20 protein-coding genes are annotated in these 22012 nt (G+C 68.7%); 15 read left to right on the top strand and 5 right to left on the bottom strand.

Features of this window, described 5'->3' with window-relative positions; genetic code table 11:
• Nucleotides 1-12 precede the first annotated feature (12 nt).
• From ACQ5DX_RS21455 to ACQ5DX_RS21445, 3 genes are all read right to left on the bottom strand, one after another.
• Nucleotides 13-804 (bottom strand): enoyl-CoA hydratase/isomerase family protein, encoded by a 792-nt coding sequence (locus tag ACQ5DX_RS21455; protein WP_430334497.1) that lies wholly within the window; start codon nt 802-804, stop codon nt 13-15.
• A gap of 487 nt (nt 805-1291) precedes the next feature.
• The gene (locus ACQ5DX_RS21450; protein ID WP_430334496.1) at nt 1292-2209 is read right to left on the bottom strand and encodes an AurF N-oxygenase family protein; all 918 of its coding nucleotides are present in this window, start codon (nt 2207-2209) and stop codon (nt 1292-1294) included.
• A gap of 131 nt (nt 2210-2340) precedes the next feature.
• A complete protein-coding gene (locus ACQ5DX_RS21445; protein WP_430334495.1) occupies nt 2341-3075 on the bottom strand; it encodes an IclR family transcriptional regulator in 735 nt (244 codons plus the stop codon).
• Nucleotides 3076-3180: 105 nt separating this feature from the next.
• On the opposite strand from ACQ5DX_RS21445, the gene ACQ5DX_RS21440 reads away from it, so the two are divergent.
• From ACQ5DX_RS21440 to ACQ5DX_RS21375, 14 genes are all read left to right on the top strand, one after another.
• Nucleotides 3181-4386 carry an amidohydrolase family protein gene (locus tag ACQ5DX_RS21440; protein WP_430334494.1) on the top strand — a complete coding sequence of 402 codons (1206 nt, stop codon included), beginning with the start codon at nt 3181-3183 and terminating at the stop codon, nt 4384-4386.
• A gap of 9 nt (nt 4387-4395) precedes the next feature.
• The gene (locus ACQ5DX_RS21435; protein ID WP_430334493.1) at nt 4396-5268 is read left to right on the top strand and encodes an alpha/beta fold hydrolase; all 873 of its coding nucleotides are present in this window, start codon (nt 4396-4398) and stop codon (nt 5266-5268) included.
• 45 nt (nt 5269-5313) lie between these two features.
• Nucleotides 5314-6069, top strand: coding sequence for a class II aldolase/adducin family protein (locus ACQ5DX_RS21430; protein WP_430334492.1), 756 nt, complete (start codon nt 5314-5316; stop codon nt 6067-6069).
• Nucleotides 6066-6377: a galactose-1-phosphate uridylyltransferase gene (locus ACQ5DX_RS21425; RefSeq protein WP_430334491.1), complete on the top strand. Its 312-nt coding sequence runs from the start codon at nt 6066-6068 to the stop codon at nt 6375-6377. Before ACQ5DX_RS21430 ends, ACQ5DX_RS21425 begins: the two co-directional genes overlap by 4 nt.
• On the top strand, nt 6374-7282 hold the full coding sequence (locus tag ACQ5DX_RS21420) for an NAD(P)-dependent oxidoreductase (protein ID WP_430334490.1): 909 nt from the start codon (nt 6374-6376) through the stop codon (nt 7280-7282). The genes ACQ5DX_RS21425 and ACQ5DX_RS21420 overlap by 4 nt, the downstream gene beginning before the upstream one ends.
• Nucleotides 7279-8499, top strand: coding sequence for an alpha-hydroxy acid oxidase (locus ACQ5DX_RS21415; RefSeq protein ID WP_430334489.1), 1221 nt, complete (start codon nt 7279-7281; stop codon nt 8497-8499). Before ACQ5DX_RS21420 ends, ACQ5DX_RS21415 begins: the two co-directional genes overlap by 4 nt.
• A gap of 82 nt (nt 8500-8581) precedes the next feature.
• Complete coding sequence (locus ACQ5DX_RS21410) at nt 8582-9730, top strand: steroid 3-ketoacyl-CoA thiolase (RefSeq protein WP_430334488.1); 1149 nt, start codon at nt 8582-8584, stop codon at nt 9728-9730.
• Nucleotides 9730-10554, top strand: a complete 825-nt coding sequence (locus ACQ5DX_RS21405) for an SDR family NAD(P)-dependent oxidoreductase (RefSeq protein ID WP_430334487.1) — start codon at nt 9730-9732, stop codon at nt 10552-10554. Before ACQ5DX_RS21410 ends, ACQ5DX_RS21405 begins: the two co-directional genes overlap by 1 nt.
• A gap of 52 nt (nt 10555-10606) precedes the next feature.
• Nucleotides 10607-12253, top strand: a complete 1647-nt coding sequence (locus ACQ5DX_RS21400) for a class I adenylate-forming enzyme family protein (RefSeq protein WP_430334486.1) — start codon at nt 10607-10609, stop codon at nt 12251-12253.
• Between the two features lie 359 nt (nt 12254-12612).
• Nucleotides 12613-14184, top strand: a complete 1572-nt coding sequence (locus ACQ5DX_RS21395) for an ABC transporter substrate-binding protein (protein ID WP_430334485.1) — start codon at nt 12613-12615, stop codon at nt 14182-14184.
• Nucleotides 14185-14228: 44 nt separating this feature from the next.
• Nucleotides 14229-15170, top strand: coding sequence for an ABC transporter permease (locus ACQ5DX_RS21390; RefSeq protein WP_430334484.1), 942 nt, complete (start codon nt 14229-14231; stop codon nt 15168-15170).
• Complete coding sequence (locus tag ACQ5DX_RS21385) at nt 15167-16054, top strand: ABC transporter permease (protein ID WP_430334483.1); 888 nt, start codon at nt 15167-15169, stop codon at nt 16052-16054. Before ACQ5DX_RS21390 ends, ACQ5DX_RS21385 begins: the two co-directional genes overlap by 4 nt.
• Nucleotides 16041-17096: an ABC transporter ATP-binding protein gene (locus ACQ5DX_RS21380; RefSeq protein WP_430334482.1), complete on the top strand. Its 1056-nt coding sequence runs from the start codon at nt 16041-16043 to the stop codon at nt 17094-17096. Before ACQ5DX_RS21385 ends, ACQ5DX_RS21380 begins: the two co-directional genes overlap by 14 nt.
• Nucleotides 17093-18031, top strand: coding sequence for an ATP-binding cassette domain-containing protein (locus ACQ5DX_RS21375; protein ID WP_430334481.1), 939 nt, complete (start codon nt 17093-17095; stop codon nt 18029-18031). The genes ACQ5DX_RS21380 and ACQ5DX_RS21375 overlap by 4 nt, the downstream gene beginning before the upstream one ends.
• On the opposite strand, the gene ACQ5DX_RS21370 is transcribed toward ACQ5DX_RS21375, so the two are convergent.
• Complete coding sequence (locus ACQ5DX_RS21370; RefSeq protein WP_430334480.1) at nt 17959-18933, bottom strand: GlxA family transcriptional regulator; 975 nt, start codon at nt 18931-18933, stop codon at nt 17959-17961. The two genes, ACQ5DX_RS21375 and ACQ5DX_RS21370, sit on opposite strands and share 73 nt — an antisense overlap.
• 71 nt (nt 18934-19004) lie before the next feature.
• On the opposite strand from ACQ5DX_RS21370, the gene ACQ5DX_RS21365 reads away from it, so the two are divergent.
• Nucleotides 19005-20339 (top strand): MFS transporter, encoded by a 1335-nt coding sequence (locus ACQ5DX_RS21365; RefSeq protein WP_430334479.1) that lies wholly within the window; start codon nt 19005-19007, stop codon nt 20337-20339.
• Between the two features lie 54 nt (nt 20340-20393).
• Here ACQ5DX_RS21365 and ACQ5DX_RS21360 read toward each other — a convergent pair whose 3' ends face one another.
• Entirely contained in the window at nt 20394-21959 is a 1566-nt protein-coding gene (locus tag ACQ5DX_RS21360) for an MFS transporter (protein ID WP_430334478.1), read from the bottom strand.
• Between the last annotated feature and the right edge of the window lie 53 nt (nt 21960-22012).

Below are 22012 nucleotides of genomic sequence, written 5' to 3'. Positions count from 1 at the left end.
GGGCGCGCGGACTCAGCGGCCGGTGAACGACGGCGCCCGCTTGTCGAGGAAGGCCTGCAGCCCCTCGGCGGTGTCGTCGGTGCGGATCAGTTCGAGGACGGCCGCGAACTCGAGGTCGAGGGCCTCGTCGAGGGAGAGCGTGCGCCCCTCCTCGACGATCCGCTTGAGCAGGCCGATGGTCCGGGTCGGCTTCGCGGCCAGATCGGCCGCGAGCTCGGCTGTGCGGGAATCGAATTCGTCGTCCGGCACGATCTCGTCGACCAGTCCGATGCGCAGCGCTTCCGCGGCCGACAGCCGGGCCCCCTGGATCATCAGCAGCTTCGCGCGATGGGTCCCGAGCAGCCGGGGGAGTCGCTGGCTGCCGCCGGCGCCGGGGAAGAGCCCGAGCCCCATCTCGGGGAAACCGATGGTTGCCGACGCGGTCATCACACGTACGTCGCAGGCGAGGGAGAGCTCGGCGCCGCCGCCGAGGGCGTGGCCGTTCAGTGCTGCGACAACGGGTTTCGGCGCGGTCTCCAGCAGCTTCTGCACCTCGATCCACGGCCGCATCGCGCGCTGGGTGTCCTCGGTGAGCGCGCGCATGACCCGGATGTCGGCTCCCGCGACGAAGAATCGACCGGTGCCGCGCACGACGAGGCAGCGGACGTCGGGGTCGGCCGCCAACGGCGGCAGCACCGCGAGCAGCTCGGCGATCAGGGCGGGATCGAATGCGTTGGCCGGCGGCCGATCGATCGTGACGGTGGCGACGCCGTTCGAGACGGTCACGTCGACACACTGCGTCGCGGGTGGGCTTTCGGTCGTCATGGCGGCTCCAGATCTCGGGGAGTCGGGTCCGGTGAACCCGTTGAGAGGAGCCGAGTATCGACGGCAGGTGATGCGGTGGGCACGGACGGCGGTCCGGTGGGCGAACCGGGCCCCTGTCGGTACCAAGCAGTCTCTGCCGCACGCTGATAGCGTGCGAACCGTACGAATCGGTTCCTGTTCTACCGACAGACAAGAGGTGTCGAAGTGTTCAGTACAAACGACCTTTTCACCATCATCCTCAACCTGGCCTTCTCCGCCGGCTCGTCCGGTTTCGACATCAGCGGTTCCGGCGGCAGCCCGGTGAATCCTCCGGTGTAGCGTTTCGACGCTCCCTGATTCTGGCTGTGCTCCGGGCGAAAGCGTCCGGAGCACAGCTGTTTCGGAGATGTCACGCGGTGGCGGACGGCGGCGAGGCCTCGAGAAACGCGAATGCGCGGTGTGCGAGACCCCTGATCGCACACCGCGCACTCACGCCGTGACCCTGCCGTCAGAGCAGGTGGACCCTCTTGTACAGCACCTTGGACGGACCGCCGACGAGGCCGACTCCGTCGAGGAAGCTCATGAGCTTCGAGCCCGACGTGCGGATCATGTCGTGGTGGTGCTTGTTGGTGCGTGCCACGTCGAGCGCGCGATCGCGGTCGATGCCGGCGTTGGTGTAGACGTCCGGATGGATCATGCTCTTCATGACGAAGTAGACCGTGACGGCGGTGCTGACGCGTTCGAATGCCCGTCGGCCGCGGGATGCGCCCTGCAGTCGGCGCGCGACCTCCTCGCGCGCGAACCGGATGTGCCGGGCCTCCTCGAGGACGTGGATCTTGCTGACTGTCCGGGTGATCGGCTGGACGCGCTCGTCCTTCATGAAGTCGCGCTGCATCATGTCGAGGATTTCCTCGGCCGCCATCACGCTGGCGTACGCGTTGGCGCCGCGGAACAGGCCGCCCCACAGCCGGCCGGCCTTGTGGATGAACGTGATCGGGCCGTAGTCGGGCATCCCGAACTTCTCGCCGGCGCGCGCGAACATCACCGAGTGGCGGCACTCGTCGGCCACCTCGGTGAGCGCGAACTGTACGTGGCGCGAGTGCTTGTCGCGGCCGTAGACGTCGCGCAGCAGCATCTGCATGAGCAGGATCTCGAACCACAGGCCGACGCTCGAGACGCTGGCGGCCTCGTGCTTGGTGAGTTCGATCTTCTGCTCGTCGCTCAGCTCGTCCCACAGCGCGGTGCCGTACAGCGTGCTCCACTCGGGGGTGAGGCCGAACTTGTCGGTGGGCACCGGTGCCTCCCAGTCGACCTCGACCATCGGGTCGTACGACTTGCGCGCCGAGGAGGCCAGCAGTCGCCGCGCGGTCTCCTCGCGGTCGGACACCGGCGGAGCTGTGCGAGTCGACGGAGTCGCAGTGGTCATGACTTCCCCTCGTTCGGTCACGGCCGCTGTCGCGGCGAGCCATCTGTGTGTGACTGCTGGTAACTGTTAGCTGAACCATACAATGGGCATTGTCACGATGGCAATGGGGAGTTGCGGTGCGTCGGCACCGGTCAGTGCTGCCGACCACCTCCGAGTTCGGCGGCCGTGTCGCGAACGAGCGCCCCGATCTCGGCGTACCGATCCGGCGTGAGTCGCGTGTCCGGACCGCTCACGATCACGGCGCCGATCGGGTTTCCGCTCGAGTCGAGGACGGCCGCGCCGATGCTCGTCGATCCGGGCTGGACGGCGCCCTCGCACAGTGACCAACCGCGGGTGCGGATCTGCGTGTACTCGTCGTCGGTGAGGAGCGCCGCCGGGTCGGATGCCAGCGCCGCGCGGGTGTCGGGGGCGAGTTGCGCGCAGATCGCGCGCCCCGCCGCGCTGGTCTCCGGCGGATGGACCTGGCCGACCTGGAGCGCGGTGCGGACGATCTGTTTCCCCTCCGCGACGTCCACGACGGCGATCGTCGACTGGTCGACGAGTGCGAGGTGCGCGGTCTCGCCCGTCGCGTCGCGCAGGGAGCCGAGCAGTGGCCGGGCGCGGGCGGGCAACGGCGACGACGTCAGTGCGCGTCCCGCCACGACCAGCGGCTTGACCGACACCTCCCACCTCGGCGGCGAATCGGGAAGCGGGCGAATCCATCCCGCGTCGTGCAGCGTCGCAAGCGTGCGCTGCAGTGCGCTCTTGTCCTCGTCGAGCACGCGGGAGAGGTCGGTCAGTCCGATCGGCTGGTGCTCGGCGATCGCCTCGACGACTCGCAGACCGCGCGCGAGGGTGCCCAATGTCTTGACTGAGATGTCGATCACTCCTAGTGTGTATTTGCAAGTGATACTTACTATCACATAGTGATACGTCCCGTGGCAAGGGCCCTCGCGAAGCGGCCCCCACGTGGCTTCTCTAAGGAGCGTGCCGTGACGGCTGTCAATCAGGAACTCGATCCCGAACTCTTCAACCCCGAGCCCGAGCAGGCCGAGGTCAAGTACACGGTCATCTCCGTGGACGACCACGTGGTCGAGCCGGCCCACCTGTTCGAGACGTGGATGCCCGCCTCGCTCAAGGACCGGGGGCCGAGGATTCTCGAGGGCGACGACGGTTCGCAGGTCTGGGAGTTCGACGGCAACATCTACAGCCAGGTGGGCATGAATGCGGTCGCGGGACGACGGAAGGAGTCCGTCAAGTACGAGCCGTTCCGCTTCGACCAGATGCGTCCCGGCTGCTACGACATCCATGCGCGCGTCAGAGACATGGACCTCGGTGGCATCTGGGCGATGCTGAACTTCCCGTCGCAGATCACCGGCTTCTGCGGTCGCGTGTTCGCGCACGCCTCCGACAAGGAGGTCGGCATCGCCGCGGTGCGGGCGTGGAACGACTGGATCTACAACGAGTGGTACCTCGAGTACCCGACGCGCGTCATCCCCGGTGGCATCACGTATCTCACCGATCCGATCGAGGCGGTCAAGGAGATCGAGCGCAATGCGGATCGTGGATTCACCTCGGTGACGTTCCCCGAGCGTCCGCACGCGATCGGTCTGCCGTCGCTGTGGGATCGCGACCACTGGGACCCGATCATCCAGGCGTGCGTCGACACCGACACCGTCATCTCGCTGCACGTCGGCAGCTCGGGCATGTACCAGTACCCGCAGGGCGCTCCGGGACTCCAGTTGGGCGCCACCATGTTCGGTCAGCTGTCGCTCGGAGCGTGCAGCGAGTGGCTGTGGTCGGGCTACCCCGTGCGGCACCCGACCATGAAGATTGCGATGAGTGAGGGTGGCATCGGCTGGGTTCCGATGCTGATCGACCGGCTCGACAACATCATCGACCGCTCCGGCTACGGCCTCGGCTGGGACGAGCGGCCGGCGGACGTCCTGCGACGGAACTTCTGGTTCTGCACCCTCGACGATCCGTCGACGATCGCGCTGCGCGACGTCATCGGCGTCGACCACATCATGCTCGAGACCGACTACCCGCACGGCGACGGCACGTGGCCGCACACCCAGAGCGTCATCGAGAAGTACTGGGGCGACATCCCCGCGCACGAGCTGCGGATGATGTGCAGCGAGAACGCCGCCAAGCTGTACCGCCACCCGCTGCCCGAGATCGTCCTTCCCCGAGGCTGAGGAGAGTCGTTGCTCGTCGACGTGGGCGGAGTGGAGATAGCCACTCGGGTGGTGGGCTCGGGTCCGCCGTTGTTGCTCCTGCACGGCTATCCGCAGACCCGGCGCGTCTGGGAGCAGGTCGCCGACGACCTCGCCGACCGCTTCACGGTCGTGACCACGGATCTGCGCGGTTACGGCGACAGCGGCAAGCCGGTGGGCGACGACACCCACGCGGCGTACTCCAAACGGGTGATGGCCGGCGACCAGGTAGAAGTCATGCGCAGGTTGGGCTTCGAGAGATTTGCGGTCGCCGGCCACGACCGGGGTGCGCGGGTGGTGCATCGCATGTGCCTGGATCATCCCGAGAAGGTCGTCCAGGCCGCGCTGCTCGACATCCTGCCCACCTCGGAGGTCTACGCGACCACCGACCGGCAGCTGGCGACGATGTACTTCCACTGGTTCTTCCTGATCCGGCCGCACCGACTGGCCGAGCAGCTCATCGACGGCAATCCGGATGCGTGGATGGACAACGTCCTCGGCCTGGCCGGTGGCGCGGACACCTCGATGTCCGACGACGACGTCGAGCACTACAAGAGCTATTTCCGCGATCCGGCGGTGGTCCACGGGACGTGCGAGGACTACCGGGCCGGTGCGTCCGTCGACCTCGAGCACGACGCGCTGGACGCCGGTCGTCGGATCGCCTGCCCGGTGCTCGTCCTGTGGGGCGACCGCGGGCCGCTCACCCGACGTGAGCACCCCCTGAACGTCTGGAAGCGATTTGCGCACAACGTCACCGGAGGAACGATTCCGGGAGGGCACTTCTTCATCGACGACTCTCCCGACGACGTCGCACGTGCAATCGCAGAGTTCTTCGAGCCGTGGCGGCGCGGCGGACTCGACTGAGTGCCCATCCGGGGCCGTGCCCCGGAACCGAGAGGAGATACTTCGATGAATTTCACACCCACCGCGGACAACCTGATTCCGGAGCTCGATCCCCGGGAAGAGATCGTCATGCTCGGTCGCACCCTCTGGAACGAGGGATACCGCGACCACCTGGCCGGCCACATCACCTACAACCTCGGCGACGGCACCCTGCTGTGCAATCCGTGGCTGCTGACGTGGGAGGAGATGTGCCCCGAGGACATCCTCCGAATCGATCTGCAGGGCAACCTGATCGAGGGTGACTGGCCGGTTCCGCTGGGGATCCCGCTGCACCTGGCGTTGCACAACGCCCGACCGGAGGTGGTGTGGGCGCTGCACAACCACTCCGAGTACGGCACGGTGTGGGGCGACATCAAGGAGGTGCCGCCCGCATACGACCAGAGCTCGAGCCTGGGCGGCGGCGAACTGGTCCTGGTCGACGAGTACGACGGCGCCGTCAACAGCATGGAGGCGGCGGAGAAGGCGGTCCGCGCGATCGGTGATGCGGATCGGGCGCTGCTGGGCGGGCACGGCGTATTCGTCATCGCCGACACCGCCCGCGCGGTCTACCTCCGCGCCGTCGCACTCGAGCAGCGGTGCAAGAACGCGTGGATGGTGCGCGTCGCAGGCGGTCCGGACAAGACGTCGTTGCCGGACTGGTGGCTCGATCGGCAGCTGAAGAACGACGGCAACGGCTACCACGGCTTCTGGGAAGCGGCGGTGCGCGCGGCGTTGCGCGCAGAGCCGCCGCTCGCGCAGAAGATCCTGTCGCGGCAGCGATGAGCGTGACGTCCATTCCCGTCGAGGCGGAGTCGGGCCGGACCCCGCGCCGTCCCGCCTCGGCGGACCGCGCCGCGGACATCTTCACGTGCCGCGAGGTCATCCGGATCATCTCCGGAATCGAACGGCGGCCACCCGGTGAGCGGCTCGACGAGTACTACTGGTCCGAATTGTTGTCCGGCTGCACCGAATCCGAGGTTCTCGAGGCGACGTGGGATCACTATCGCCGCCAGTCGCGACCGATCTGGCCGGCCGACATCCTCGCCTGGGTGGCCGCCCGGCGATCGGAGGGGGTGGAGACCGCACGATGACTCCGATCGTGGTTCTCGTTCCCGAGGAGCGCGGAGTGTCGGCCCTCGCGGGGGTGCCCGACGTTCGTTCCGTCGTGTACGACCCGGAAGGACGACGGCTGCCGGACATCGCCCGCGAGGCAGAGGTTCTGGTGGCGCACCGACTCGATCCGGCGGACGCCGGTCACCTGTTCGCGCAGTTGCCGCGGCTGCGGATGGTGCAGCTGTTCAGTTCGGGGATCGAACGCTGGGCCGACGTCGTGCCGGACGGGGTGCGGGTGTCGAACGCGGACCGCGCCCACGGCGGCGCGGTGGCCGAGTGGGCCGTCGCGCAACTGCTCGCCCACGTGCGGGATCTCGCGGGCTACCGGACCAAACAACAGGAGAGGCGCTGGGAGGCGCATCCGACCGGAACGCTATGCGGCAAAAGGGTACTCGTGTTCGGGGCGGGCGACATCGGCGAGAACCTGCGCCGACGGCTCGAACCGTTCGGCTGTACGGTCACCCTGGTCGGGCGCACGACGCGCACCGGGGTGGTGGACCACGCACAGGCCAGGGCGGAACTCGGTGACCAGGACGCGGTGATCCTGGCGCTGCCGCTCGACGACACGACGGTGCGCCTGGTGGATGCGGAGTTTCTCGCGACGATGAAGGACGGTGCGGTGCTGGTCAATGCAGGACGGGGAGAGCTGGTGGACACGGCGGCCCTGCTCGCGGTGGTTCGGGAGCGGCGCGTGTACGCGATCCTCGACGTCACCGATCCCGAACCGCTGCCCGCCGATCACGACCTGTGGTCGGCGCCGGGGGTGGTCGTGACACCGCACGCGGCGGGCATCACCGCCGACGTGCGCGACCGGTGCTGGGCGGCGGCCGCCCGCAAGATCGCCGCGTACGTCGACGAGTCCCGGACGGTGGTGTCGCCGTGAGAGCATTCGGATTCGACTGGCGCTGGAGGGCTTCCGGTGAGCTCCTCAGCATCGAGGACTACCGCCACGCGGCTCACCGACGGTTGCCGCGCATGGTGCGGGCGTACATCGAGGGCGGCGCCGACGACCTGCGGACCGTCGCCGGAAACCGGTCGGCGTTCGACGACTGGTGGCTGGTTCCGAGCGTCCTCGCCGGTCACGACACGCACGATCTCGCCGTCGAGGTGGGCGGGATGCCGGTCTCGATGCCGGTCCTGACCGCGCCCACCGGCTTCAACGGGCTCACCCGGTGGAGCGGCGACCTCGACGCGATCCGCGCGGCGGAGCGCGTGGGAACGCGCTGTGTCGTCAGCACGGCGTCCACGTGGTCGGTGGAGGAGATCGCCGACGCGGCCGGTGAGCGGCACGCCTTCCAGCTGTACCCCGGCTCGGGCGGGGTGGCCGCTGCCCTCATGCGGCGTGCGTGGGACGCCGGCTTCCGCTCCCTGTTCGTGACGGTGGACGTACCGACGGTCGGCAACCGGGAGGGCGAGAAGCGCGCGGGCATGGGAGTGCCGCCCGTACTGACGCCGCGGCGGCTGCTCGACGTCTCGCGGCACCCCCGGTGGGCGTACGACGTGGTGCGGCACAAGCGGATCGGCGGTCGCAATCTCGCGTCCGGTGACGGCGTCACCGCCGCGCTCGCGTCGATCGAGGTCCAGGAGCGTCATCTCGTCCAGTCCCGCCTGAACTGGGACGACCTGGCGTGGATGCGGGACAACTGGAAGGGCCGGCTCTACATCAAGGGTGTGCTGCGCGCGGAGGACGCGGTCCGGGCGGTGGATCTCGGCGTCGACGGCGTCGTCGTCTCCAATCACGGCGGTCGCCAGTTGGACGGCTGCGTGCCGTCGGTGTCGGCGCTGCCGGCCGTGGCGGACGCCGTGGCGGGACGGGCCGAGGTGCTCCTCGACGGCGGCATCCGGCGCGGTACCGACGTGATCAAGGCGCTCGCGCTCGGCGCCGACGCGGTGCTGATCGGCCGGCCGTGTCTGTACGGGATGGCGGTGGCCGGTGACCGCGGCGTCGAGCAGGTGCTCACGATCCTGCGGACGGAGATCGAGCGGGGCCTGACCCTCCTCGGGGTGCGCGACATCCGGGATCTCGACCGGTCGCACGTGCGTCCGGTGTCGGGGAATCACCAGAACGAGATTTCGATGGCACCAGTTACCACCCAGTGAGACTGGCCCGGACTCCGTGGCGTCGATCTCTGTATCAAGAATCACATTCCAGAAATGGTCGCGCTGTTCGAGGAGGACTGCAATGGGTAACCCGGTGATCGTGGACGCGGCGAGGTCGCCGATCGGTCGACGCGGCGGCTGGCTGTCCGGCCTGCACGCCGCGGAACTGCTGGGCGCGGTCCAGTCGGGCATTCTCGAGCGCCTGGATCTCGACCCGAAGCTCATCGAGCAGGTGATCGGCGGCTGCGTCACCCAGGCGGGGGAGCAGGCGTCGAACGTCAACCGCAACGCGTGGCTGCACGCGGGCCTGCCGGAGCGGACGGGCGTGACGACCATCGACGCCCAGTGCGGCTCGGGCCAGCAGTCGGTACACCTGATCGCCGCCCAGATCGCCGCCGGCGTCATCGACGCGGGCATGGCGTGCGGCGTCGAGGCGATGTCCCGAGTTCCCCTGCTGTCCAACATCAGCGGCGACTTCGGCAGCCCCAAGCCGGCGGACTGGAGTGTGGACATCCCCGCCCAGTTCGACGGCGCCGACCGCATCGCGCGTCGACGCGGATTCACGCGCGAGGACCTCGACGCGTTCGGACTGCGGTCGCAGCAGCGTGCCGCGCAGGCGTGGGCGGACGGTCGATTCGACCGGGCGATCATCCCGGTGAAGGCGCCCGGCGCGGACGGCGCGGCCCCCACCGTGGTGTCCCGCGACCAGGGCCTGCGGGAGACGTCGATGGAGGCGCTCGCGCGCCTGAAGCCCGTCCTCGAGGGCGGCCTGCACACCGCCGGCACGTCGTCGCAGATCTCCGACGGCGCCGCGGCCGCGGTGCTCATGGACGAGGCCCGCGCCCGCGACCTCGGTCTGCGCCCGCGGGCCCGGATCGTCGCGCAGTGCCTCATCGGTGCGGAGACGCACTTCCTGCTCGACGGCCCCGTCCAAGCCACCGAGTACCTGCTCGAGCGGACGGGGCTGTCCGTCAAGGACATCGATCTGTTCGAGGTCAACGAGGCATTCGCCGCCGTGCCGATGTCGATGGCGGCCGTGCACGGCATCGACGAGGACCGCCTGAACGTGGGCGGCGGGGCGATCGCGCTGGGCCACCCCGTCGGTTCGTCGGGCGTCCGGCTGATCGGTGCCGTGATCGACGAGCTCGAGCGCCGTGACGGCGAACGCGCACTCGTCGCGGTGTGCGCGGGCGGAGCGATGGCGACCGGAGCGATCGTCGAGCGCATCTGATGCCCGCGCAGCTCACCGGTCTCGACGGGAAGGTCGCGGTGGTCACCGGCGCCGGGCGGATGCGCTCGATCGGCCGGGAGATCGCGGTCGAACTCGCCCGTGCCGGCTGTGACGTCGTCGTGACCGGCACCGGCCGGGCCCCGGACCGCTTCACCGACGAGGAGAAGACGGCTGGCTGGCGTGACATCGAGTCCGTCGCCGACGAGATCCGCGCGCTCGGCCGGCGGGCGACCGCCGTCGTCACGGACGTCGCCGACGAAGAGTCGGTGGACACACTGCTGACCCGGGTGCGCGACGAGTACGGCGGCGTGGACGTCCTCGTCAACAACGCGGCGGCCGCGCGCGGTGGTGACCGTGTTCCCGTCACCGAGCTCGGCGTCGACGTCTGGGATCGGGTGCTCCGGGTGAACCTGCGGGGAACCTTCCTGATGAGCCGCGCCTTCGCGCGGGCGATGGTCGAGCGGGGTGAGGGCGGAAGCATCGTCAACATCTCCTCGATCGGCGGCAAGCTCGGTGGTGCGAACACCGCCGCCTACGCCGCATCGAAGGCCGCGGTGCAGTCGCTGACGTCGTCGATGGCCAAGGAACTCGGGCCGTCGGGCATCCGGGTGAACGCCCTGTGTCCGGGCGTCACCTCCACGAGCCGGCTCGACGACTGGCCCGCCGACGTGTGGCAGCGGTACGTCGAGGCCAACATTCCGCTGCAGCGTGCCGGTAACCCCCGTGAGGTCGCCTGGGCTGCAGTGTTTCTGGCCAGCGACCAGGCTGCATGGGTGAGTGGCCAGTCCTGGAACGTCGACGGTGGCCAGTTGACCGTTCGTTGATCGGGGCCGGCGAACCCGGCCCCGACCGATCCCTCCTCGGAAAGGTGTTGTGATGTCCGACCTTCGTCGAGCGCCGGATGCGCGTACGGAAGCCATCGCGCGACTGACCGCGCCGGGTGCGGCTTTCGAGATCGTCGAGGAGCAGGTGCGCGGGGCCGCGATGCCGGTGTTCCGCGACAGGTGCCGGTCCCTGCATCAGTTGCTGGTGGACTCCGCGCGCTACGGTGACGCCGAGTACCTGGTGTGTGACGACCTCCGGTTGACGTTCGCTGAGCATCTCGAGCGGGTCGCGTCGCTCGCGCACGAGATGCGTTCCCGATACGGCATCGGCAAGGGCGACCGGGTCGCGATCCTGTCCGCCAACAACGCCGAATGGATCATGACCTTCTGGGCTGCGACGGCGCTCGGTGCCGTCACCGTGGGCATGAACTCGCTGTGGTCGGCCCGTGAGATCGCCTACGGTGTCGAGCTTTCCGAACCGCACCTGATCGTGGCCGATGCGCCGCGCCGGGAGTTGCTCGGGGAGGTGGACGTTCCGGTCCTGTCGACCGAGGACGACATTCCGGCGCTCTCGACGGCGCGGCCGGGCGCGGAGTTGCCGGTGTCCGACGTGGACGAGGAGGATCCCGCGGTCATCCTGTTCACCAGCGGGACGACCGGTCGACCCAAGGGAGCCACGCACTCGCAGCGGAACATGGTGGCCGCAGTGGACTTCCACCGCTTCAACGATGCATTGGCGACCGAATTGGGTCGGGTACCGGGCACACGACGGTTTCTCCTGGCCACGCCGCTCTTCCACATCGCGGCCCTGCACAACCTCGCGGTTCCCCGCCTCGCGTTCGGCGACACCGCGGTGATCACGACCGGCCGGTTCGACATCGACCGAGTGCTGCGACTCGTCGAGCGCGAGCGGCTCACCAACTGGGGCGCCGTCCCGACCATGGTCAGCCGGCTCGTCGAGCACGGTGACCTCTCCGCCTACGATCTCTCGTCGCTGCAGACGATCTCGGTCAGCTCGGCGCCGTCGTCCGCCGCGCTGAAGGAGCGGCTCCGCCGGACGCTACCGGTGGCCGGACGATCCCTCGGGACCACGTACGGCCTCACCGAGTCGTCTTCGGCGGCGACTCTCGCGACGGCCGCGGACCTGGCCGCACGGCCCGACACCGTCGGAACCGCGGTGCCGACGATGCGTGTCGAGGTGCGGGACGAGGACGGACGGCCGGTGCCGGACGGCGTCGAGGGTGAGATCTACGTACGCGGTCCACTCGTGATGCTCGGCTACTGGAACAACCCGGAGGCGACCGCGGCGACCATCGACGCCACCGGCTGGATGCGGACCGGTGACCTGGGCACCATGGCGGACGGCCACCTCCGGATCAGCAGTCGCCGTTCCGATCTCATTCTCCGCGGCGGTGAGAACGTCTACCCGGCAGAGGTCGAGGACGTCCTCGACGAGCATCCGGCGGTGCGAGAGTGCATCGTGCTCGGCGTCGAGCACCCGGACCTCGGGGAAGAGGTGTGTGCCGTGGTCGTCGTATCGGACGACTGCGCCGTGACCGCGGACGAGCTCAGCGTCTTCATGTCCGAACGCATTGCGCGGTACAAGGTTCCGACGCGCTGGACACTCACGACCACCGAACTCCCGAGAAACGCGACCGGAAAGGTGAAGCGGCAAGAGGTGGTGCTCGTGGCCGAGTAGCCCAGGATCTCCTCCGTCCCCGCAGAGGGCGCTGCCGGTGCAGCGCCCTCGTCGTCGTGCCCGTGAGCTGTCGTTCATCAGATGGTGTCGTTTACTGAAAGTGCTTATACGGCAGTGAGATACGTCTCACATTTTCAACGATGAGCTGCTATGGTCGGTTCCGCCACGGCGGGAGATCGTTTCGTCGACGTCCGTCGTGCGCTCAATCAGCCACAGCGTGTCGGGCGACCGTGCCCGACGTCTGTACCGCAGTGGAGTGCTGTCCCGTTCGCTGCGGACAGCGTGACCCCCGACAAGCACACACCGTCTACCCCCGATCGGCACAGCTCGGTTCGTCGTGGACATGCAGGAGGACATCAATGAGGGAGAAGTGGATCCGCGGGTCGAGGAATCTCGCGGCATTGGCGGCGGCCGCCGCAGTCCTGGCGGCGTGCGGTGGCGGTGCGTCTTCGTCGACGACGTCGGGCGCCTCCGGCGAGCTCGACTCCACGGCCGTCCTGCGTGTCACGGCGAGCGCGCCGACCCGCAACCTCGATCCCCATCTCCAGACCAGTTACGGTGGATGGGGTTATCTCACACCGGTGTTCGATCGTCTGACGGTGGTGGACGGGGAGGGAGACCTGCAGCCCGGACTCGCCGAGTCGTGGGAGTTCGCCCCGGACGGTTCGTATCTCGAACTGAAGCTCCGTGAGGGTGTCACGTTCCACGACGGTGCGCCGTTCGACGCCGCGGCCGTGGCCGCGAACATCCAGCGTGGCAAGACGATGGAGGGCAGCACGGTCGTCGCTGCGCTGAAGAACATCACGAACGTCGAGGTCGTGGACGACCACACCGTTCGCCTGCAGCTGGCACCGGGTACCGGTGTGGAGCTCCCCGGGGTGTTCAGCTCCAACGTCGGAATGATGGTCAGCCCCAAAGCCATTGCCGCAGGTGCGGACCTGCGCAACAATCCGGGCCAGGCCGGCTCGGGAGCCTACGTCGTCACCGCCTACGTTCCCGAGGAGTCGGTCACGCTGGCGCGCGCCGAGGGCACCAACTGGGATCCGGAGGCCGGCAAGGTCGCGGGCATCGAGTTCAAGTGGGTCGCGGACGCGAGCACTCGCCTGAACGGGATCAAGACCGGAGCCACCGATCTGAGCTGGGTCAGCTCGGCCAACGAGGTGGTCGAGGCGGCGTCACTGTCCAAGAGCGGCACGTTCGACGTCACCGAGGTGCCCTTCCGCAACGTGCTCGGCCTCTACATGCGTCCCCAGGGCGATCTCGCCAAGCCCGAGATCCGGCAGGCGGTGGCGTCGGCCATCGATCCGGCCGCGATCGGCGCGCTGTTCTCCGACACCTGCACCCCGAACCGTCAGCTGTACCCGGCCGGTAGCTGGTCCGCGGACGAGTCGTACCAGTACCCGTATCAGTTCGACCTCGAGAAGGCGAAGAGCCTGGTGCAGGCCGCGGGCGGTGCGAAGGTCACGTTGACCTTCGCGGCGGGCACCAACACCGAGAAGCCGGCGAACGTCATCCAGTCCACGCTGTCGCAGGCGGGGATCGACGCCGAACTCAACCCGGTCCCCAACACGCAGAACGAGCCGCGCTACATCGCCGGTGACTTCCAGTCGATGGTCGCCAACAGCTTCAGCCCCAAGGTCGATCCGGCCGAGACGGTGAACTACTTCCTGAACGGCTCCTACGGCCTGGCCAACGGCAACGCACAGATCAAGGAGCTCGCGGCGAAGGCCGCGAATCCGACTCTGTCGGAGGAGGAACGGGCGCCGCTGTACAACCAGATCTGGGATCTGACGCTGAAGGAGGCGATGTTCGTCCCGATCTGCAACCAGACCAACGCCACCGTCTCCACCACGAAGGTCGTGGGCACCGAGGACATGCCGTGGGTCAACCTCGGGATCTTCGACGTCCGGCACGTGGGAATGACCAAGTAGTTCCACCTGGACACCGACACCTGCCGAGACTCTAGGGGCTGACGATGCTGCGTTATGCCGGCCGACGGTTGCTGGCGGCGATTCCGCTGCTGTTGATCGTGCCGTTGTTGATCTTCTTGTTGATCGATCTCGCTCCGGGGGACCCGGCGGTGATCCTCGCGGGGGAGGACCCGTCACCGGAGCGGCTCGAGCAGTTGCGGGCCACGCTGCACCTGGATCAGAACGTGTTCGTGCGGTACCTGGACTGGGTGGGCTCGGTGCTCCACGGTGACCTGGGCGTCTCGCTGCTGTCGGATCAGTCGGTGGCCGAGCTGCTGTTCCGGCGGATGGCGACGACGTTGTCGCTGGTCGGGTTCGCGATGGTCCTGGCAGTGGTGATCGGCGTGATCTTGGGGGTGCTGGGGTCCCTGCGTCCGGGCGGTGTGGTCGATCGCGCGATCAACGTGATCGCGTCGATCGCGATCGCGATCCCGGCGTTCTGGTTCGGCCTGGTGCTGGTGTCGCTGTTCGCGGTGTCCAACCAGATCTTCCCGGCGTTCGGGTACGTCCCGCTCTCGGACGGGGTGGTGCCCTGGTTCCAGCACCTGGTGCTGCCGGGTGTGGCGTTGGCGTTGCTGCCGGCGGCGGAGGTGACGTTGCAGTTGCGCTCGTCGCTGGGGCAGGTGATGGGCAGCGATTACATCCTCAACGCGAAGGCCCGCGGGCTGGGGCAGGCCAGTGTGGTGCTCAAGCACGGCCTGAAGAATGCGTGCATTCCCGTGGTGACGGTGCTCGGGTTCCGCGTCGCGGAGGTCCTCGGCGGTGCGGTGACCATCGAGATCATCTACAGCATGCCGGGTATGGGGTCGCTCGCGGTCAACAGCGTGCAGAACCACGACATTCCGGTGCTGCTCGGGTTCGTCCTGTTCACCACGTGCGTGGTCGTGATCGTCAATCTGCTGGTCGACATCTCGTACGGCTACTTCAACCCGAAGGTGCGCGCATGACAACGACATCGAGTGCCGAGGTCCTGGCCGTCCCCGCCCCGGGTGCTGCCGGGCGGGTGTGGGGGTTCGTGCGGCGGCGGCCGGTGACGGTGATCGCCGGAGCGTTCGTGCTGCTGCTGATCGTGATGGCGGTGCTCGCACCACTGCTGGCGCCGTACGATCCCTACGCCCAGGACGTGGTCAACCGTCTGCAACCGCCGTCGTCGACGCACTGGTTGGGCACGGACGACTACGGCCGGGATGTGCTGAGCCGGTTGATCTACGGCGCCCGTATCTCGCTGCAGGCGTCGCTGCAGGCGGTGGCGTTGGCGCTGGTCCTCGGTCTGCCGCTGGGAGTGCTCGCCGGTTACCGCAGCGGTTGGCTGGACACCGTGCTCACGCGCACCATGGACGCGCTCATGAGCGCACCGTCGCTGGTGCTGGCCATCACGATCGTCGCCGTGCTCGGGTCGGGCATCACCAATGCGATGCTCGCGGTCGGTCTGGTGATGGCCCCGCGCTTCTTCCGAGTGGCGCGGGCCTCGACGCTGGACGTGCGCGGCGATACCTACATCGAGGCGTCGGTAGCGTTGGGCTGCACGACGTCCCGGACCATCGTTCGGCACATCCTGCCGAACGTGATGCCCCCGATCGTGCTCGTCATCTCGGTGTCCCTCGGTACCGCCGTCGCTGCGGAGGCGAGCCTGAGCTTCCTCGGACTCGGTGCCAAGCCGCCGGCCGCGAGTTGGGGATCGATGCTCAGCACCGCCGCGTCGAACATGCAGCTGGCCCCGTACCTGGTGTGGCCGCCGGGCGTGATGATCTTCCTGACCGTGCTGGCCTTCACCTACCTCGGCGACGGTGTTCGCCGCGCTCTCACGAGGAGTCGCAATGGCAGCAACTGACACGCTCGTCCGCGCGGACGGCCCCGATGTCGTGCCCGGCAGTCCGCTGCTGCGGGTGCGGGACCTGACGGTGCAGTTCCGCGCCGGCCGCAAGGACTGGGTGACCGCCGTGCAGGACGTGTCGTTCGACGTCGCGGCGGGCGAATCGGTCGCCCTGGTGGGCGAATCCGGATCCGGCAAGACCGTGTCGTCGCTCGCGGTGATGGGGTTGACGGGTGACACCGGCGGCCGGATCGCCGGCGGCAGTGTCGAATTCGACGGTAGAGACCTGACGCAGCTGCCGGCCAAGCAGTGGCGGGCACTGCGCGGCACCGGAATGGGGATGATCTTCCAGCAGCCCATCCGCAGCCTCAACCCGGCCTACACGGTGGGCGATCAGATCGCGGAATCGGTTCGCAGACATCTCGGTCTCGACCGCAAGGCCGCGATGGCACGCGCGGTCGAGATGCTCGAACTGGTGCAGATCCCACGCGCGGCCGAGCGGGTCCGCGAGTATCCGTACGCCTTCAGCGGTGGCATGTGCCAGCGGGTGATGATCGCGATGGTCATGGCGTGCAACCCTCGCCTGCTCATCGCGGACGAGCCGACCACCGCGCTCGATGTCACGGTGCAGGAGACGATCCTGCAACTGTTGCGGGACCTGCAGGAGCAGACCGGTGTGTCGCTGCTGTTCGTCACCCACGACCTCGGTGTGGTCGCGGAACTGTGCGAGCGGGTGGTGGTCATGTACGCCGGCGAGGTCGTCGAGGACGGACGCGCCGAGGACGTGTTCTTCCGTCCGCAGCACCCGTACACGTCGGGGCTGCTCGCATCGATCCCCCGCCCCGGCACCAGTGCCGACCGTCGACTGACCGCCATCCCCGGACGCATCCCCGCCGCCGGGGAATGGCCCGCGGGCTGCCACTTCCACGACCGCTGCACCCACGTCCGGGCCGGTCTGTGCGACGCCGCGCACCCGGCGTTGGCCGAGACGACACCCGGTCGCGCCGCGCGCTGCCTGCGCGTGACCGATCTGCAACTGCGAGGAGTGGACGCGCCATGAGCCTGCTCGAGGTCACGAATCTGACCAAGTCGTTCTCCACCCGCCGCGACTTCCTGGGCCGCCGCACCGGCTGGACCCATGCCGTGCGGGACGTCTCGTTCACCCTCGACGCCGGCGAATGCCTCGCCGTCGTCGGCGAATCCGGTGCCGGCAAGTCGACGGTCGGGCGGATGGTGCTCCGATTGATCGAACCCGACTCCGGAACGGTCGTCTTCGACGGCGAGGACGTTCTCGCCGCGAAACCCGCACGGCTGCGCGAGATGCGGCGCGGCATGCAGATGATCTTCCAGGATCCGCACTCTTCGCTCGACCCGCGGATGACCGTGGCCGACGCCGTCGTCGAACCGCTGATCGTGCACACCGACCTCGATCGGGCCGCCCGTCGGCGGCGGGCGGAGGAATTGTTGGACAAGGTCGGGATCGGTTCCCGCTATCTCGGACGCTATCCGGCCGAACTGTCCGGCGGACAGCTCCAACGTGTCGCGATCGCCCGCGCCCTCACGCTGGAACCGAAGATGATCGTGTGCGACGAACCCGTTGCCGCCCTGGATGTCTCGGTCCGCGCCCAGGTGCTCAACCTGCTCCGGGATCTGCAGGAGGAACTCGGTCTCGCGTACCTGTTCGTCTGCCACGACCTCGCACTCATCGAGGTGATCGCCGACCGGGTGCTGGTGATGAGGTCCGGTGAGGTCGTCGAGTCCGGAACGGTCGACGAGATCTACCACGCCCCCCCGCGAGGACTACACCCGAACGCTCCTCGACGCCATCCCGATCCCCGTCCCGCGCGCCGCCAGACAGCCCTGACCGGGTCGGTCGACGTCCGCCATCGACTCGGCGCGTCACCCAGGTCGCCGTTCTGCCGTCAGGCCGGCTGTCCGCGAAAGGTCCTGCGGTACACCGACGGTGCCACCCCGAGAGTCGCGCCCATGTGCTGACGCAGCGAGGCGCCGGTTCCGAAGCCCACTTCGCGGGCGACCGCATCGATCGAGAGGTCGTCGGTCTCGAGGAGCTCTCGCGCGCGGTCCACACGACGGGCGATCAGCCACCGGTTCGGGGTGGTCCCGACCTCCTCGCCGAAGCGCCTGGTGAATGTCCTCACGCTCATGTTGGCGTGCTCCGCCAACCGGGATATCGGCAACGGCTCGCCCAAACGAGTCAGGGCCCAGTCCCGGGTTGCCGCTGTGGATTCCGACGTGCTCGCCGGGACGGGCCGCTCGATGTACTGCGCCTGTCCGCCGTCTCGCCACGGCGGCACCACACATCGTCGGGCCACCCTGTTGGCGACATCGGAGCCATGGTCGCGCCGCACGATGTGCAGGCAGAGGTCCAGGCCGGACGCCACACCCGCCGAGGTGAGGATCTGTCCCTCGTCGACGAACAGTACGTTCGCATCGACGACGACCTTCGGGTACACGCGCTGGAAGTGTTCGGCGTTGCGCCAGTGAGTGGTGGCCCGCAGCCCGTCGAGCAGGCCGGCGGCGGCAAGGATGTACGACCCGGTACAGATGGACACGTACCGCGCGCCCGGAGGAACACGCGCCAGGGCGCGTTCGAGATTCGCGGGCAGATGTCCGTCCTCGTATGCGGGGCCGAGGCTGTACGTCGCCGGGATCACCACCGTGTCCGCAGTGGCGAGCAACTCCGGTCCGTGGTCGATGAGGACCGTGAAGTCGGCGTCCGACCGCACCGGACGGCCGTCCACGGTGCAGGTCAGCACCTCGTACAGCGGCTCCCCGGCAGCATCTTGGGCTCCACCGAAGACGCGGGCGGGAATGCCCAGCTCGAACGGGATCACTCCGTCCAGCGCAAGGACCACCACGCGATGCCTTCCGTTCATGGCCGGATTCTTTCACATATTGTCATTCCAGCCACTGTTGCTCCGTAACGACGCCGTACAGACTTGCCGTCATGATTTCCCAGATCGCGACCGATCGACCGTCGGAGCGGCCGCCGCGGCGCCGCCCGCACTATGCATGGGTAGTTGCGACGGTGGCGTTCCTCGCGCTGGTCGGCGCGGCCGGCTTCCGGGCGGCGCCGTCCATCCTGATCGACCCGCTGCACGAGGATTTCGGCTGGTCACGCGCGAGCATCTCGTCGGCGGTGTCGATCAACCTCGTTCTGTACGGCCTCACGTCCCCGTTCGCCGCGGCGCTGATGGAGCGGTTCGGGATGCGGCGGGTCGTGGCGTCGGCGCTGCTGCTGGTCGCAGCCGGCAGCGGGCTCACCGTTTTCATGACGACGCAATGGCAGTTGGTGCTGCTGTGGGGAGTCCTCGTCGGACTGGGAACCGGCTCGATGGCGCTTGCGTTCGTCGCGACCGTCGTCGACCGGTGGTTCGTGGCCCGGCGCGGTCTCGTCACAGGCATCCTCACGGCCGGCGGTGCGGCCGGGCAGCTGGTGTTCCTGCCGATCCTGGCGATGGTCTCCGAGCACTACACCTGGCGGGCTGTCGCGCTCACTGTCGCGTTCGCTGCGCTTGCCGTCGTACCTCTCGTGCTCCTCTGCTTGCGGAACACGCCGGCCGAGGCCGGGACGGTGCCGTACGGCGCCGGGCCCGGATACGTCCCTACCGCACCCGCCGCGACACCCGCGCGCGGCGGCGCGGCCGGCCGGGCACTGACGGTGCTCGCCACGGCGGCGCGGACCCGAGTGTTCTGGCTGCTTGCCGGGACGTTCGCGATCTGCGGCGCCAGCACCAATGGACTCGTCGGCACCCACTTCGTTCCCGCCGCCCACGACCACGGAATGCCGACGACAGCCGCGGCCGGCCTCCTGGCCGTGATCGGCATCTTCGACGTCGTCGGCACCATCGCGTCCGGCTGGTTCACCGACCGCTTCGACGCTCGCAAGCTGCTCGGCACCTACTACCTGCTGCGCGGCGTTTCCCTCGTGTTCCTGCCGATCCTGTTCGCCGAGACGGTGCACCCCCCGATGATCGCCTTCATCATCTTCTACGGACTCGACTGGGTCGCGACCGTGCCGCCGACGGTTGCCCTGTGCCGCAAGTACTTCGGTGCCGACTCGCCGATCGTCTTCGGCTGGGTCCTGGCATCGCACCAGATCGGCGCGGGCGTCGTCGCCTTCCTCGCTGGTCTGGTGCGCGACCGGTTCGGCGGCTACGACGCCGCGTTCTTCATCGCCGGGGCGCTGTGCGCCATCGCCGCCGTCATGTCGCTCGCGATCGTCGGCAGGTCCGCGGCCCCCGACGCGGTTACGTGTGCGCCCGGCCCGGGCGCGCACTAGTCCGATCGAAGCAGGTCCGGGCGGGAACCGGTCCGTACCTTGATGCCCGGTCCGTCAGTCGATGTCGGCGAGCTCCTCGGCGCCGGGTTCTTCGGTGAGCGCGGTGATACCGCGCCCACCGGGGGCCCAGGCGCCGAGGACGACCGCGGTGACGAGCATGACGCCGGCGAGCACCATCGACGCCTCCTGCATTCCCTGCAGGAACGACTCCTTCGCGAACTCGGCCAGCTGCTGCCCTTGCGGCCCCGCCAGTTTCGACACCTCGAGGGCCGCCGCGAGCGAGTCTCCGACGGGTTGCTTGGCAGGTTCGGGGACCGCGTCGACCGCGGGCTGGATGTGCCGTCCGTAGCCGGCCGCGAGCACGCTGCCGGCGAGCGCGACACCGATCGCGGCGCCGATCTCGCGGGTGGCGTCGTTGACGGCCGACGCGACTCCCTGCTTCGCGGTCGGGGTGTTCTGCACGATCGCGGTGGTCGCCGGAGCGGTGCACAGGCCGAGCCCGACGGCGGCGATCACCAGGGGCACCGCGACGTCGCGGTACGAGCTGTCGGCGCCGAGCTGGCCGAGGAACAGGAGCGAGACTCCGATCACGGCGAGGCCGACGAAGGTGAGCACCCGTAGGCCCGCCAGCGGAATCAGCCACGGCGCCGCCATCGACAGCGCGAGGACCACCACCGCGATCGGCGCGAGTGCCAGCGCGGACTGCAGCGGCGAGTACCCCAGCACGAGCTGCAGGTGCTGGACGATGAGGAAGAACAGGCCGAAGGTCGCGAGGAACTGGACCGTCAGCGACGCCGCGCCGACCCCGAAGGTGCGGTTGCGGAACAGGCGGACGTCGAGGAGCGGATGCTCGGTGCGGGTCTCGGCGACCGCGAACACCGCGCCCGCGGCCAGGCCGCCGACGATCGCGGCGAGCACCCACGGGTCCAGCCAACCGCGTTGCGGGGCTTCGATGATGCCGAGTACGAACAGCCCGATGGCGGTGGCGCTCAGCACCGCGCCGCGGACGTCGAAGGCGTACGAGTGCTCGTCGCGCGAGGACGGGATGGTGAAGGCGAGCACGAAGAGCACGGCCGACACCGCCGCCAGTCCGATGAAGATCGCGTGCCACGACCACTTCTCGAGCAGCAGGCCGGAACCGATCAGACCGGCGATGCCGCCCGAGCCGGCCACTCCCGACCAGATGCCGACGGCCTTGGCGCGTTGCGTGGGAGGGAAGCTCGCGGTGAGGATCGACAGCGTCGCCGGCATGACGAACGCGGCGCCCACCCCGGCGACGGCGCGGGCGGCGATGATCCACGCCGGCGTGTCGAGAACGATCGGCGCGGCCGCGGCGAGCCCGAACAACAGCAGGCCGAACACCAGCACCCCGCGTCGGCCGTAGCGATCCCCGAGCGCGCCGGACGGCAGCAGCAGGCACGCGAGCGCCAGCGTGTAGCCGTCGACGATCCAGGTCAGCTGTGATTGCGTGGCGCCGGTGTCACGTGCGAGGTCGGCGAGCGCGGTGTTGAGCGCGGCCATCGCGGCCACGACCAGCGCGACCGCGGCGCAGGATACGGTGAGAGTCCAGATCTGGCCCCAGGTCATCCGGTCGATGTTTCCGGTCTGTCTTCCAGCCATGAGGCCTCCCGGGTAGGAAACAAGACTGTCAGTATCGTAGGGGAACTGAAGGT

Source organism: Rhodococcus sp. ACT016, assembly GCF_050477185.1.
GTDB lineage: Bacteria > Actinomycetota > Actinomycetes > Mycobacteriales > Mycobacteriaceae > Prescottella.
Note: the sequence above shows the minus strand (reverse complement) of the source record. Positions and strands in the feature narration are given on the sequence as shown.

What these genes read in the sequence shown, in the direction of transcription:
- ACQ5DX_RS21360 (WP_430334478.1), bottom strand. Translation starts at nt 21,959, where the DNA reads ATGGCTGGAAGACAGACCGGAAACATCGACCGGATGACCTGGGGCCAG.
- ACQ5DX_RS21400 (WP_430334486.1), top strand. Translation starts at nt 10,607, where the DNA reads ATGTCCGACCTTCGTCGAGCGCCGGATGCGCGTACGGAAGCCATCGCG.
- ACQ5DX_RS21425 (WP_430334491.1), top strand. Translation starts at nt 6,066, where the DNA reads ATGAGCGTGACGTCCATTCCCGTCGAGGCGGAGTCGGGCCGGACCCCG.
- ACQ5DX_RS21370 (WP_430334480.1), bottom strand. Translation starts at nt 18,933, where the DNA reads ATGAACGGAAGGCATCGCGTGGTGGTCCTTGCGCTGGACGGAGTGATC.
- ACQ5DX_RS21390 (WP_430334484.1), top strand. Translation starts at nt 14,229, where the DNA reads ATGCTGCGTTATGCCGGCCGACGGTTGCTGGCGGCGATTCCGCTGCTG.
- ACQ5DX_RS21450 (WP_430334496.1), bottom strand. Translation starts at nt 2,209, where the DNA reads ATGACCACTGCGACTCCGTCGACTCGCACAGCTCCGCCGGTGTCCGAC.
- ACQ5DX_RS21410 (WP_430334488.1), top strand. Translation starts at nt 8,582, where the DNA reads ATGGGTAACCCGGTGATCGTGGACGCGGCGAGGTCGCCGATCGGTCGA.
- ACQ5DX_RS21430 (WP_430334492.1), top strand. Translation starts at nt 5,314, where the DNA reads ATGAATTTCACACCCACCGCGGACAACCTGATTCCGGAGCTCGATCCC.
- ACQ5DX_RS21420 (WP_430334490.1), top strand. Translation starts at nt 6,374, where the DNA reads ATGACTCCGATCGTGGTTCTCGTTCCCGAGGAGCGCGGAGTGTCGGCC.
- ACQ5DX_RS21380 (WP_430334482.1), top strand. Translation starts at nt 16,041, where the DNA reads ATGGCAGCAACTGACACGCTCGTCCGCGCGGACGGCCCCGATGTCGTG.
- ACQ5DX_RS21365 (WP_430334479.1), top strand. Translation starts at nt 19,005, where the DNA reads ATGATTTCCCAGATCGCGACCGATCGACCGTCGGAGCGGCCGCCGCGG.
- ACQ5DX_RS21405 (WP_430334487.1), top strand. Translation starts at nt 9,730, where the DNA reads ATGCCCGCGCAGCTCACCGGTCTCGACGGGAAGGTCGCGGTGGTCACC.
- ACQ5DX_RS21455 (WP_430334497.1), bottom strand. Translation starts at nt 804, where the DNA reads ATGACGACCGAAAGCCCACCCGCGACGCAGTGTGTCGACGTGACCGTC.
- ACQ5DX_RS21375 (WP_430334481.1), top strand. Translation starts at nt 17,093, where the DNA reads ATGAGCCTGCTCGAGGTCACGAATCTGACCAAGTCGTTCTCCACCCGC.
- ACQ5DX_RS21395 (WP_430334485.1), top strand. Translation starts at nt 12,613, where the DNA reads ATGAGGGAGAAGTGGATCCGCGGGTCGAGGAATCTCGCGGCATTGGCG.
- ACQ5DX_RS21385 (WP_430334483.1), top strand. Translation starts at nt 15,167, where the DNA reads ATGACAACGACATCGAGTGCCGAGGTCCTGGCCGTCCCCGCCCCGGGT.